This window comes from Sphaerimonospora mesophila (assembly GCF_001417795.1).
GTDB lineage: Bacteria > Actinomycetota > Actinomycetes > Streptosporangiales > Streptosporangiaceae > Sphaerimonospora > Sphaerimonospora mesophila.
This window is the reverse complement of the sequence record NZ_BCBX01000033.1, coordinates 163,204-176,252: the sequence shown is the minus strand read 5'-3', so window position 1 is coordinate 176,252 and position 13,049 is coordinate 163,204. Positions and strand designations below refer to the sequence as shown.

The 13,049-nt window shown below is 69.2% G+C and carries 10 protein-coding genes; 3 read left to right on the top strand and 7 right to left on the bottom strand.

Annotated features, from left to right (window positions below; all coding sequences use genetic code 11):
• Positions 1–66 precede the first annotated feature (66 nt).
• Positions 67–1,236, top strand: a complete 1,170-nt coding sequence (locus AP234_RS10805) for a PQQ-dependent sugar dehydrogenase (RefSeq protein WP_235558102.1) — start codon at positions 67–69, stop codon at positions 1,234–1,236.
• Here the strand turns inward: AP234_RS10805 and AP234_RS10800 are convergent.
• From AP234_RS10800 to AP234_RS10785, 3 genes are all read right to left on the bottom strand, one after another.
• Positions 1,225–3,306, bottom strand: a complete 2,082-nt coding sequence (locus AP234_RS10800) for a VanW family protein (RefSeq protein WP_152990351.1) — start codon at positions 3,304–3,306, stop codon at positions 1,225–1,227. The genes AP234_RS10805 and AP234_RS10800 overlap by 12 nt on opposite strands.
• A gap of 345 nt (positions 3,307–3,651) precedes the next feature.
• Positions 3,652–5,160, bottom strand: coding sequence for an Asp-tRNA(Asn)/Glu-tRNA(Gln) amidotransferase subunit GatB (gene gatB, locus AP234_RS10790; protein WP_055479462.1), 1,509 nt, complete (start codon positions 5,158–5,160; stop codon positions 3,652–3,654).
• A complete protein-coding gene (locus tag AP234_RS10785; protein ID WP_268778049.1) occupies positions 5,153–5,725 on the bottom strand; it encodes a DUF4276 family protein in 573 nt (190 codons plus the stop codon). The genes gatB and AP234_RS10785 overlap by 8 nt, the downstream gene beginning before the upstream one ends.
• A gap of 29 nt (positions 5,726–5,754) precedes the next feature.
• Here AP234_RS10785 and AP234_RS37150 point away from each other — a divergent pair, with 29 nt between their 5' ends.
• On the top strand, positions 5,755–5,931 hold the full coding sequence (locus tag AP234_RS37150; protein ID WP_160330411.1) for a hypothetical protein: 177 nt from the start codon (positions 5,755–5,757) through the stop codon (positions 5,929–5,931).
• Here the strand turns inward: AP234_RS37150 and gatA are convergent.
• From gatA to AP234_RS10770, 3 genes are all read right to left on the bottom strand, one after another.
• Positions 5,928–7,418 (bottom strand): Asp-tRNA(Asn)/Glu-tRNA(Gln) amidotransferase subunit GatA, encoded by a 1,491-nt coding sequence (gene gatA / locus AP234_RS10780; RefSeq protein ID WP_055479460.1) that lies wholly within the window; start codon positions 7,416–7,418, stop codon positions 5,928–5,930. The genes AP234_RS37150 and gatA overlap by 4 nt on opposite strands.
• Positions 7,415–7,714, bottom strand: coding sequence for an Asp-tRNA(Asn)/Glu-tRNA(Gln) amidotransferase subunit GatC (gatC, locus tag AP234_RS10775; RefSeq protein ID WP_055479459.1), 300 nt, complete (start codon positions 7,712–7,714; stop codon positions 7,415–7,417). Before gatC ends, gatA begins: the two co-directional genes overlap by 4 nt.
• Before the next feature lie 97 nt (positions 7,715–7,811).
• Positions 7,812–10,043: an EAL domain-containing protein gene (locus AP234_RS10770; RefSeq protein ID WP_235558101.1), complete on the bottom strand. Its 2,232-nt coding sequence runs from the start codon at positions 10,041–10,043 to the stop codon at positions 7,812–7,814.
• Between the two features lie 357 nt (positions 10,044–10,400).
• Here AP234_RS10770 and AP234_RS10765 point away from each other — a divergent pair, with 357 nt between their 5' ends.
• Positions 10,401–11,798, top strand: a complete 1,398-nt coding sequence (locus AP234_RS10765; RefSeq protein WP_055479458.1) for a glycoside hydrolase family 6 protein — start codon at positions 10,401–10,403, stop codon at positions 11,796–11,798.
• 204 nt (positions 11,799–12,002) lie between these two features.
• Here the strand turns inward: AP234_RS10765 and AP234_RS36080 are convergent, their stop codons facing one another.
• Positions 12,003–12,359 (bottom strand): hypothetical protein, encoded by a 357-nt coding sequence (locus AP234_RS36080; RefSeq protein ID WP_152990350.1) that lies wholly within the window; start codon positions 12,357–12,359, stop codon positions 12,003–12,005.
• Positions 12,360–13,049: the final 690 nt, after the last annotated feature.

The window sequence follows — 13,049 nt, the reverse complement described above, 5'->3', positions numbered from 1 at the left end:
CTTAGGTCGTGTCGCTCCGGAACCTTCCGTACGGACCGGGAGTATGGGGGGGAGGAGGTCGAAACGATGATCACAGCGGGTAGGGCGGGGACGAGGCCGTTGGCGGTGTTGGCCATGGCGGCGGTCAACGTGCTCGTCGCGGCGACGGCCGCGTGTTCGGGGGCGGACGGCGGGACATCGGGGCCTGCGGCGACGGCCGCGCCGTCCCGGGCGGAGAGCGAAGCGGCCACCCGGCCACCGGCGCAGAGCGAACCGGCCGCCGTCGACAGGCCGCGCACGCTGATCAGCGGACTCTCCGTACCCTGGGCGATCGCCTTCCTGCCCGGTGGAAACGCGCTCGTGACCGAGCGGGGCTCGGGGCGGCTGCTTCAGGTCACGCCGCAGGGCCGGACCCTACAGACCGATGTGATCGAAGGGGTGTCCCCGAGCGGGGAGGGCGGCCTACTCGGGGTGGCCGTGTCCCCTGATTTCGCCACCGACCGCTACATTTTCGTCTATTTCACCGCTGATGACGACAACCGGGTGGTCCGGTACCGCTACGGCGACCGCGGGCTCTCCGACCCGGTCGCGATCGTGACCGGCATCCCGAAGGGAGACATCCACAACGGCGGCCGGCTGGCGTTCGGTCCCGATGGGTACCTCTACGCCTCGACCGGCGAGATTGGCGACGTGGGACACGCCCAGGACCGCGACTCGCTCGCCGGCAAGATCCTCAGGATGACGGTCGACGGCAGGCCCGCCCCCGGAAACCCCTTCGGCAACCTCGTCTGGACGTACGGTCACCGCAACGTCCAGGGCCTCGCCTGGGACCGGCACGGCCGGATGTACGCCACGGAGTTCGGCCAATACACCTACGACGAGATCAACCTGATCGAGAAGGGCCGCAACTACGGCTGGCCCCAGGCGGAGGGCATGGGCGGGAAGCCGGGGTTCACCGACCCGCTGCTCACCTGGACCACCGACGAGGCGTCTCCATCCGGTCTCGCGTACGCCGACGGCGCCCTGTGGGCGGCGGCGCTGCGCGGACGGCGGCTGTGGCGCGTTCCGCTGGACGACTCGGGCAGGACCGGCCGTCCCGTCGCCCTGTACACGGGTGACTACGGCAGGCTGCGGGCCGTGGTCACCGCTCCGGACGGGATGCTCTGGGTGAGCACCAGCAACTGGGACGGCCGGGGCGACCCACGCGACGGCGACGACCGGATCCTGGTCGTCCCGCCGGCGACGTCAGCGGACTGACGGGCAGACCACCTCGGCGCGCGGCTCGTACACGGTCCGGAACTCCTGCCGGCGCACGACCGCGCCGTTCTCCCGCAGGACGCGCGTCACCTGGGCGGTGAACCCGTCCCGCCCCGGGCTGGGGACGCAGGCGCCGGCGGTCCCGGTCACGGCGGTGAGATGGGTGATGGCACCCGTGACCGGCCCCTGGATCTCCACCTCGTACCGCTTGGTGCTCCAGAGGGCGATCCGCAGCGCGCGTTCGGTGGTGTAGGCCTGGACCAGCACGGCGTGGGGTGAGTCGTTCCGCCATCTCAGGTCGGGCACCGGATAGGAGACGGCGGCCTCCAGGCCGGTCGGCGCCCCCGGCTCGTGGACATCGGGCGGCGTGTGATCGACGATCTCCAGCCCGGCGCGCACCACGGCGTTCAGCATGGCGGTGGCGAACACGGAGGTCCCGGGCACGTCCGTGCCCGTCTCCCCGCGGATCACGGTCGTACCGATCACTCCGCCGAACCCCGACCCGGCGTCCCGCCTGCCGAGGACCTCGTTCAGCGAGAACGTCTCCCCCGGCATGACGAGGTGGTGGTTCACGAGCCGGGCCGCGGCGGCGACGTTGTCCGTACTCGGCGAGCAGCAGGCGTTGGCCATGGTGAACCTGGCGATCTCCTTCTCGACCCCCGCCTTCAGCGCGTCCTCGTCCGACAGCCGGGGCGGCCCGCTGGTCACGACCACCCGGATCGTACGGCTTCCGCCGCCGAGCGCCTCGATCACGTCGGCCGCCAGTCGGTCGGTGTCGACACGCTTGCCCGGCCGGGCGTGGACCAGCCGTGGCCTGCCGCCGACGATCGCGAAGGTCGCGTCCCGAGCCGCCTCCCGCCGATCGACGAACCATCGGCCTGTGGTCCGCCGTTCCAGGCGGGCGACCGCACGTCGCGCGTCGAACCTCGGGCGAAGGTCGTCGCCCTCGGGCGCGAAGGTGAGGTAGCCCGCGATCGCGTCGGGCGGGAGCTCGACCGAGGTCACCCCGTCGGTGAGCGTGATCGGCGCGGCGACGGCCTGCCTGGCCCAGTCGAGCGTGCGTCTCACCTCGGCCCTGGTGATCTTCGGCCGGTCCACCTGGGTGACCACGGGAACCGTGACCTCCGGGGTGAGATAGGCCTTCTCGATCTGCCGGGCGACCGTCTCCCGGTCGATCCGGTGGCCGACTCTGGGATATACCGGAACCGGGGTGACTCCCCGGAACACGACGTCACCCTCCCGTCCCTTGACCTCCACGGCCGCGGCGATCTCCCTGCTGACCGCGGCGGCCAGGGTGTCGCGGTGGACGGAGATCACCGGACGGATCTCCCGCCCGCTGGTCAGCGCGCTCCAGACCTCCGCCGGGCTGGGGAAGCCCGTCTCCGCCCGTGCCAGCGTGGCGGCCACGTCGAGGCCCAGGCCCGCGTCCTGCGGATTCACGGTCAGCCGCCGCGTGCCCTGCCGGATGATGATCGGCGCCCTGGTCTGGGCGTACAGTCTCTCGCGCAGGTCATCGGCCGCCTCCTCCCTGGTCTGCCCGCCGATGTCGACGCCGAGCACGGTGGTGCCCGGCAGGATCCGCCCGGACATCACGAAGGCAGGCACCAGGTACGCCAGCAGGAGCATGCCGAGCACGCCGATCAGGATGTAGCGGAAAAGCGCGCTCTTCGGCTCCGGGAGGGGGTCGAGCACGGGCGGCGGAGGCTCCTCGCGAACCGTCCTGTCGGCGACGGGCCACGGTTCCACGACCGGCGGCGGGGGCGGGGGCAGGCTGCTCGGCCGGTCGGTCCGGACCGGCGCGGCCGGATGCGGGGTGCGTTCGCCGAAGATGTCGGCCGACACTCCGCGGGGCAGCGATGCCGTCCCGGCGCGTACCGGATGTTTCCTGCCGGCCGGGGACGGCGACGAGGCCGTGCCCTTCTCTGGGGACGCCGACGGCGCGGGCGGAGCAGGCGGAGTGGACTGGTCGGCCGTGGGCGGAGTGGAGTCGGGCCGGGGTGGGACAGCCGACGGCGGCACCGCCGCGAACGGATCCGACGGCGGATCCATGGACGCTCCGGCGTTCCGCACGCCTCGGTCTCCTCCGGCTCAGGGGTAACTTCCTTCAGTTAACCGTAAAGCCCCCTTCGCTGGATACCGCGAAGCCCCCTCCGCCCCCCTCGGCCATGATCTTGCAGATACTCGCACTCGATGCCGGGAGCAGGCACTTCCCGTCCGTGATCTTGCAGTTTCTCGCAGGCATACCCTCTGAGCAGCGAAAACGCTGTCCGTGACCTTTCACTCGTGAGTGCAAGATCACGGAATACATAACCGCAGGTCAGTCGATCCGCCTGCAAGTATCTACAAGATCACGACATCGATCGAGGCAGGTCAAGGAGCGTCCCTGCGAGAATTCGCAAGATCACGGGGAAGGGGTCAGGGCTGGACGCCGAGCTTCTCCAGGATGAGCTCGCGTGCCCGGCCGGCGTCGGCCTTGCCCCGGCTCGCCTTCATCACCCCGCCGACCAGTGCGCCCACCGCGGCGATCTTCCCGCCGCGCACCTTGTCGGCGGCGTCGGCGTTGTCCGCCAGCACCTGGTCGATGATCGCCGACAGCTCGCCCTCATCGCTGACGATGCGCAGGCCGCGCTTCTCGACGACCTCGTCCGGGGTGCCCTCTCCGGCCAGCACACCCTCCAGCACCTGGCGTGCCAGCTTGTCGTTCAGCGCCCCGGAGGCCACCAGTTCGGTCACCTTGGCGACGTCGCCGGGCGTGATCGGCAGATCGGCCAGGGCCGTACCCGCCTCGTTGGCCCGCCGGGCCAACTCGCCCATCCACCACTTGCGGGCGTCCCCGGCCGGAGCGCCGGCCGCGACCGTGGCCTCGACCAGGTCGATCGCGTCGGCGTTGTGCATGGCGGCCATGTCCAGGTCGGACACGCCCCACTCCTGCTGGAGGCGCTTACGCCGTACCGACGGCAGCTCGGGCAGCGCGGCCTTCAGCGAGGCGACCCACTCCGGGTCGGGCGCGATCGGCAGCAGATCGGGCTCGGGGAAGTAGCGGTAGTCCTGCGCCTCCTCCTTCGAGCGGCCCGAGGTGGTCTGGCCGGTGTCCTCGTGGAAGTGGCGGGTCTCCTGGACGATCCGGCCGCCCTCGGCGAGGATGGCGGCCTGGCGCTCGATCTCACCCCGGACCGCGCGCTCGACGCTGCGCAGCGAGTTGACGTTCTTGGTCTCGGTGCGGGTGCCCCACTCGGTCGAACCGCGCGGCATCAGCGAGACGTTCACGTCACAGCGCAGCGAGCCCTGCTCCATCCGGACGTCGGAGACGCCGAGCGAGCGCATGACCTCGCGCAGCTCGGTGACGTACGCCCTGGCGACCTCGGGGGCGAGCCGGTCGGTGCCCGTGATCGGCTTGGTGACGATCTCCACGAGCGGGATGCCGGCCCGGTTGTAGTCGACGATCGAGTAGTCCGCGCCGTGGATCCGGCCGGTGGCCCCGCCCACGTGCGTCGACTTGCCGGTGTCCTCCTCCAGATGGACCCGCTCGATCTCCACCCGGACGATCTTGCCGTCCACCTCGACGTCCAGGTAGCCGTCGGTGCACAGCGGCTCGTCGTACTGGCTGATCTGGTAGTTCTTCGGCATGTCCGGATAGAAGTAGTTCTTCCGGGCGAACCGGCACCAGGTCGCGATCGAGCAGTTGAGCGCGAGGCCGATCCGGATCGTCGACTCGATCGCCTTCTCGTTGGCCACGGGCAGCGACCCGGGCAGCGCGAGGCATACCGGGCAGACCTGCGTGTTCGGCGGCGCCCCGAACGTCGTGGAGCAGCCGCAGAACATCTTCGACCCGGTGCCCAGTTCGACGTGCGTCTCCAGCCCCAGCACCGGCTCGAAGCGCTCCAGCGCCTCGTCGTACGGCATGAGCGTCGCGGTATCAGCCATACTGGTAACCCAGTCCTTCCAAAGCTTCGATCATGTCATTCCACCATCGCCGGAAGGCGGGCACCTTCCGCAGTTCCTCTATGTCAGTGGTCTCGGCCACCGACACGTAGAAGTTCCTGAGCACGCCGTGCTTTTTCGAGTTCATCCCGGCCTCGTCTCTCAGCAGGGTCTCGATCACCGCCTTGGGGTCGCGGCAGGCCTCCACCTCCGGTCCCGAGACGGCCACCCGACCGAGCCTGCGCACGTTGAGCACCCGGGCGAGGGACTCGTGGTCGACCAGCAACCACGCCTCCGTCTCCCGCATCGGCACGACGGCCACGAGAGGTTCGTCGAACGCGCTCGCTTTCCAAGTCTGCCGCATCCGCTCGATTACAGGGTCCGACTTGGCCGCGGGGGCGCCGTCGTGGTGATAAAGCACCACGTCGAAGGTTCCCCGCTCCCGTTCCAGGGCGGCGAGCACGGAGTCGGGGTGCTGGTCGCCGGCCTTCGGCAGGCTGCGCACCTCCTGTACTTCGCGGCAGGCCGGGAAGTTCTCGATCGCCATGGTCTCCAACGCTCTGCGCAGCAGGATCGGCAGGATCGTCCAGGCCGCGGATGGCCGCCGTCGCCACGAAGTTCAGGGCGTCGAGCAGGTTGGACTCGCCGCTGGCGTTGGCGCCGATAAGGACGAGGAACGGCGGCACGTCGAGCTGGAAGTCCAGGAAGGACTTGAAGCCGTCGATTTCGATGCGGGTGATCACGCCGCCGTTCCTCCTCTCGGCAAACCGCTAGAGCGCGGGGGCCTTGGCCAGCAGCGGGCCGCCCCACCGGCTCTCGTACGCCTTCTCCACGGCGGCGCCGACACGGTAGCAGCGGTCGTCGCCCAGCACCGGGGCCATGATCTGCAGCCCGACCGGCAGGCCGTCCTCGTCGGCGAGGCCGCACGGCACGGAGATCGCCGCGTTGCCGGCCAGGTTGCTCGGGATCGTGCACAGGTCGGCGAGGTACATCGCCATCGGGTCGTCGGCCCGCTCACCGATCGGGAACGCCGTCGTCGGCGTCGTCGGCGACACCAGCACGTCGACCTGGTGGAAGGCCGCCTCGAAGTCCCGCATGATCAGCGTGCGGACCTTCTGGGCCTGGCCGTAGTAGGCGTCGTAGTAGCCCGACGACAGCGCGTAGGTGCCGAGCATGATGCGCCGCTTGACCTCGGGGCCGAACCCGGCCGCCCGGGTCAGCGCCATGACCTCCTCGGCGCTGCGGGTGCCGTCGTCGCCGACGCGCAGGCCGTACCGCATGGCGTCGAAACGGGCCAGGTTGGACGAGCACTCGGACGGCGCGATCAGGTAGTACGCCGGCAGCGCGTACGTGAACGAGGGGCAGGAGACCTCGACGACCTTCGCGCCGAGGGACTCCAGCAGCTCGACGGCCTCGTGGAAACGGGCCAGGACGCCGGGCTGGTAGCCGTCTCCGCCGAACTCCTTGACGACGCCGACCCGCAGGCCCGCCACGTCCGCCTGCCTGGCGGCCTCGGCGACCGGCGGAACCGGCGCGTCGATCGACGTCGAGTCGAGCGGGTCGTGACCGGAGAACGCCTCCTGCAGCAGCGCGGCGTCGAGCACGTTGCGCGCGAACGGGCCGGGCGTGTCCAGCGACGACGCGAAGGCGATCAGGCCGTACCGCGAAGAACCGCCGTAGGTCGGCTTCATGCCGACGATGCCCGTCACCGCGGCCGGCTGGCGGATCGAGCCGCCCGTGTCCGTGCCGGTCGACAGCGGCGCCTCGTACGCCGAGACGGCAGCAGAAGAACCGCCCGACGAGCCGCCAGGAATGCGGGACCGGTCCCACGGGTTGTGGGTCACCCCGTATGCGGAGTTCTCCGTGGAGGAGCCCATCGCGAACTCGTCCAGGTTGGTCTTGCCCAGGATGACCAGCCCGGCCTCGCGCAGGCGGCGGGTCACGGTCGCGTCGTACGGCGGCCGCCACCCTTCGAGGATCTTCGACCCGGCCGTGGTCGGCATGTCGGCGGTGGCGAAGACGTCCTTGTGCGCGACCGGCACGCCCGCCAGCGGACCCGGCCGCTCGCCCCGGGCGAGCCGCTCGTCGACGGCACGGGCCTGGGCGAGCACCGACTCCGCTTCGACGTGCAGGAACGCGTTGATCTCGCCGTCGACCTCGGCGATGCGGTCGAGGTGGGCCTGGGCGACCTCGACGGCGGACGCCTCCCTGGCGGCGACCAGCCTGCCGAGCTCGGCCGCGGTCTTGTGGATCAGGCTCATGCTTCCTCCCCCAGGATCCGCGGCACGCGGAACCGGTCCTCCTCGACGGCGGGCGCGCCGGCCAGCGCCCCCTCGGGCGAGAGGCCGGGCCGCACCTCGTCGGGACGGAACACGTTGGTCAGCGGCAGCGCGTGCGAGGACGGCGGAATGTCCTCGGCCGCCACCTCGGAAACGCGGGCGACCGCGCCGACGATCTGGTCAAGCTGGGCTGCGAAGTGGTCGAGCTCGTCGTCGGCCAGCGCCAGCCGGGACAGCCGGGCGAGGTGAGCGACCTCATCGCGGGTTATGGCGGACATGAGTCGTCGAACCCGTTTCGTGGATGGAGATTGGACCTTGGACCTTCCCATCCTAGGGCTCGCCTGGGCCGACGCGTCCGCATCGGCGTACCACCGGTCAGTGGCGCGGGGCGAGCCGGGCGGCGTCCTTGGGACGCTCGGTGAACGCCTCGCTCAGGCGGCTGCGCAGCCAGACCGTCGCCTCCTCCGGGGGCAGCGGCTTGGCCAGCCACCAGCCCTGTCCCGCATGGCAGCCCATCTTGTGCAGCCGCGCGGCCACCTCGGCCGACTCGACGCCCTCGGCGACCGAGCGCAGTCCCAGGGAACGGACCAGATCGATGATCGACTGGACGATGCGCTCGTCGTCGGCCGACTCCTCGACCCGCCGGATGAACGACGCGTCGATCTTCACCTCGGCGACCGGCAGCCGCTGGAGGCGCACCAGGGAGGAGTAGCCGGTGCCGAAGTCGTCCAGGGCCAGCTGGATGCCGAGACCGGCCAGGGTGCGTACGGTGTCCGCCGTGTAGGCCTGATCGGTCATCAGGATGCGCTCGGTCACCTCGAGCTGGATCGCCGCCGCAGGCAGGCCGTACTCACCGAGTCCGGCCTCGAGCTGCTCGGGGAGGCTGGAGTCGAGCAGGTCGCGCGCCGACACGTTGACCGAGATCGGCACCTCGATCCCCTCGCGCCACCACCGGTCCGCCTGCTCCAGCGCCCGCTCGATGACGTTCCGGGTGATCTCGCGCATGAGGTACGACTGCTCGGCCAGCGGGATGAAGTCGGCCGGGGCGACCGAGCCGCGCGCCGGATGCCACCAGCGCAGCAGCGCCTCCACGCTCTCGACCCGGCCGTCGTCGAGACTCACCTTGGGCTGGTAGTGCAGGCCCAGTTCCCCGCTGTCGACCGCCCGCCGCAGGTCGCCCAGCAGGCTCAGCCGCTCGGGCGAGTTACGGTCCTTGTCGGGCACATAGAACTCGACGCCCGTACGGCCCTCCTTGGCCAGGTACATCGCCACGTCGGAACGTTGCAGCAGCAGTTCGAAGTCTGGCGCGTGATCGGGGTAGAGGGCGATGCCGATCGAGGCGTCGATGTCGAAGGTCATCCCCTCCAGACGCACCGGCTCGGTCAGCGCCACCCGCAGCCGCGAGGCGACCTCCCTGGCCGCGTGGGCGTCCCTGATCGACGGCAGCAGCACGGCGAACTCGTCACCGCCGAGCCTGGCCACCATGTCGCCCGGCCGCACACTGTGGGTGAGCCGGTGCGCCACGATCTGCAGCAGGCGGTCGCCCACCGGATGACCGAGTGTGTCGTTGACCTCCTTGAACCTGTCCAGGTCGAGCAGCAGCAGCCCGACCCGCTGCTGCGCGCGGCCCAGATGGCGCCTCGCCGCGTTCTCGTCGTCGCCCGTAGGCTCTGCTACGGGCTCCTCCTCGGCCTTGCGATGCATCCATCTGGATCCGCGCTCGCGACGGACAGCATTCGTCAGACTTCCCCTGGCTTCGGTCAGCGCCTCCTCCGTGCGCAGGATCAGCATCTTCCGGTTGGGCAGGCCGGTGAGGCCGTCATGGGTGGCCTGGTGGTCGCGGCGCAGCGAGAGCATGGCGGTGAAGTAAATGGCGATCAGCGGCGCGATGAACAGGGGGATCAGGGCCGGCGAGTGCGCCATCACGACGGCCACGAGCGGCGCGAGGCCGAGCAGCGCGCCGTACCCGAGGGACTGCGGGCCGATCGAGGCCCGGATCACCCGGCCGACCGGCCTGCGCTCGTGCAGCGCCACGGCGCCGCAGACGAGCCAGCCGCGGACCACGAAGTACGCCAGACCGGCCAGGACGATCGCGGGGATGCCGGCGCCGTCCGGAACCCATGCGGAGCCGGGGCTCGGACGGATGCCGAACGCGGCCAGCACCACGGCGGCCGCCGTGCACGCGAGCATCACCGTGGCGAGGTTGAACAGGATCCGGTGCCAGGCCCTGTGGTGCGCCAATCCGGTGACGATCACCGCCACGGCCTGCATCAGCGCGGCCGTCGGCAGGCCGTAGTGCATGAGCGCGGCGAAGGCGAACATCGTCGAGGTGGGAGTGCCGCCGACCAGGGAGGCGGAGGAGTTGACCATGACCGGCCGCAGTTCGCCCAGCACGACGAGCACCAGGACGAGCCACAGCAGCGGCGTTTTCGCGGCCTCGGCCAGCCCATCGAGGCCTGGCCTCACCTGCGCGATCACCAGCGCCAGGATGCCCGCCGCGCTGACCGCGGTCAGGTAGGCCCACAGGGGCGAACCCGGGCGGGGACCCGAGTCCCGCGTGTCCAGCGGACTCGGATTCGGGCTCGTGACCCCGGCGATCTCGGACACAGGCCGGAGATTACGCGGGAAAGCGGCAAGTGGCAGGAGACCACGAGAATGTGTCATGAGTAAGAAACCCCCCAAGAGGTCACTATGGGAGGGTACGACCTCCGGGCCACTTCGCGAAACCGGTTGCGTACCGTCCGTTACCGGAGATTTCGCCTGATGTGCCGCCATAGGCGCTTCGACTCGTCAACCACGGTGAAACTTTCAGGTCCGAGAGGAGCCGCCAGGCCCGTTCATCTGCGGTTATTATGTTGGATCCCTGGCCTTATCGGCGAGGGCCCTTCGTTCGACGCATCCTTGGTACCTACCATCCGAGAAGTCTAGTGGGAGCGCTCCCACACTACTCGGACGGAGTACTTCATGTCTCGCAGAAGGCCCTTGATCTCGGCGGTCCTCACCGCGGCCGCCACGGCCGGGGTGGGGGCGGCCGTCTTCACCTCGCCGGCGGCATACGCCGCGGACTCCGCTTTCTACGTGGATCCGACGACCAACGCGGCCAAGTGGGTGGCCGCCAACCCGGGCGACAGCCGCACCCCCGTGATCAGGGACCGGATCGCCGCCGTCCCGCAGGGCAGGTGGTTCGCCAGCTACAACCCCACGACGGTGCGGAGCCAGGTCGACGCCTACGTCGGCGCCGCGGCGGCGGCGGGCAAGATTCCGATCATGGTCGTCTACGAGATGCCGAACCGCGACTGCGGTGGTGCGAGCGCCGGCGGCGCCCCGGACCACACCGCGTACCGCGCCTGGATCGACCAGGTCGCCGCCGGCCTCGGCGGACGCCCGGCGACCATCATCCTGGAGCCCGACGCCCTCTCGATCATGCCCAACTGCATGAACGCCTCCGAGCAGGCCCAGGTCCAGGCCTCCATGGCGTACGCCGGAAAGAAGTTCAAGGCCACCTCGCCGCAGGTGAAGGTGTACTTCGACGCTGGCCACGACGCCTGGGTCAGCGCCTCGGACATGGCGAACCGGTTGAGGGGCGCCGACATCGGCAACAGCGCGGACGGCATCGCGCTCAACACCTCCAACTACCGCTTCACCACCGGCCTGGTGTCGTACGCCAAGAGCGTCATCTCGGCCACCGGCCTGTCGAACCTGCGCGCGGTCATCGACACCAGCCGCAACGGCAACGGCCCCGCCGGCAGCGAGTGGTGTGACCCGGCCGGCCGGGCCACCGGCGCCTGGAGCACGACGAACACCGGCGACTCGATGATCGACGCCTTCCTGTGGGTCAAGCCGCCGGGTGAGGCGGACGGCTGCATCGCGGGCGCCGGCCAGTTCGTGCCGCAGCGGGCCTACGACCTGGCCATGGCCGCCCCGTACACCCCCACGCCGACCCCCACTCCCACTCCGACACCTACTCCCACCCCGACGCCTACTCCCACCCCGACTCCCACGCCGACCCCGACACCCACACCGACGCCTACTCCCACGCCGACTCCGACACCGGGCGGCAACGGCTGCACCGCCACTTACACGGTGGTCAACCAGTGGCAGGGCGGCTTCCAGGGTGAGGTCGCGGTCAAGGCCGGCGGCAGCGCGATCAGGGGCTGGACGGTCAAGTGGTCGTTCCCGAACGGGCAGTCCATCAGCCAGCTGTGGAACGGCACCGTCAGCTCCAGCGGCTCCAACGTCACCGTCACCAGCCTGGACTGGAACGGCAACCTCGGCGCCGGCGCGTCCACCACGTTCGGCTTCCTCGGCAACTGGTCCGGCGGCAACGGCACCCCTTCCTCCGTCACCTGCACGGCCTCCTGATCATCTCCTGATCGGAACGCCGAGGATCCAGGGCGTGTCGTACGGCTCACAGCCGTACGGCACGCCCTTCCGTTTTCCGGCTTCCGGGTCAGCCAATCGCGAAAGGTCGACGCTACGACTTACGCCACAGCTGAAGGCGGTAGAGCTGGATCTTGTAGATGTCGTCGGGGAAGTCCGGCTCCTCGGTGTTGCTCATGACTCTGGTTAGCACCCGCACAGGCCAGGACAACCCTTTTTCTCCAGAAAATCCTCTGGAAATCCGTCAGGAATCCACCTCTGAGATAACGATCGCCCCGGATTCGATTTGCAACTCTCCGATCCAGAGTTCGTCCCAGATTTAAAGCGGTCGGGGCGGGCGTCCCACAGTTCATAACGAACGAAGTGCTCGAAACCACTCCCGATCCGGCTGGTCAGGATGAGGCCGCTCGGGCCCGCCTGTATATCCGGACCAGCTACGGGGGCGGGGTCGCCCGGGCCGGGATTGCCGGTGATCTGGCCGTCCGTTATCTCGGCGATAACGAACATGTCACCCCACACGTCGACTTTGATCTTGTCCACCATGCCGGTGAGTAGATTCGCCACAACCGTTCAATCCTCTTTGGGTTGACAATCAATCGATCATGACGTTGTTGCTACGAAACCCGCGTTTTTCCAGCAACAACGTCATGATCGATGAAGAAGCCGCACACCCGAGGGCGCAACACCTCTGACAAAACACACAAGTCGGAACGTTCCGCAGCGAGCGCACTGATCGGGGACACCCACACACGGTGATCAGTCGACACCGGAATGCACTTGGAGGGAATATTTACATTTGAACGGCACACGAAACGTATATGCCGTCCGCGCCGATCCGGACGATGCGAGATCCAAGATTAGATATGGTCGTAGAAATAACGCGTGTGCCGGCGCCTCAGCCATTCCGTCGTCAGCCGTACGCCCGTGATCCGCTCAGCCAGGATGAGCGCATGCACCTTCCACTCACTCGACGACGCGTCTCGCAACTGAGACAGATCCGTGAGATGACGCTCAAGGGCGCCGATGTCGCCGACAGGTCTTCCAGCCAGCGGAGACAGCAGAGCGTCTGACCGCTAGTTCTCCATAATATATGAATAGGACTCTTCATCGGCTTCAGAGGGTGCGAGCCTCGGCACTCAGGAGGTCTCCACCGAGAAGACCAGCGAGTTCGCTGACGCCGTCCGCCTGACCCCACGTCAGACATGTTTGAACAAGGTCCGCTTCGTGCCGATC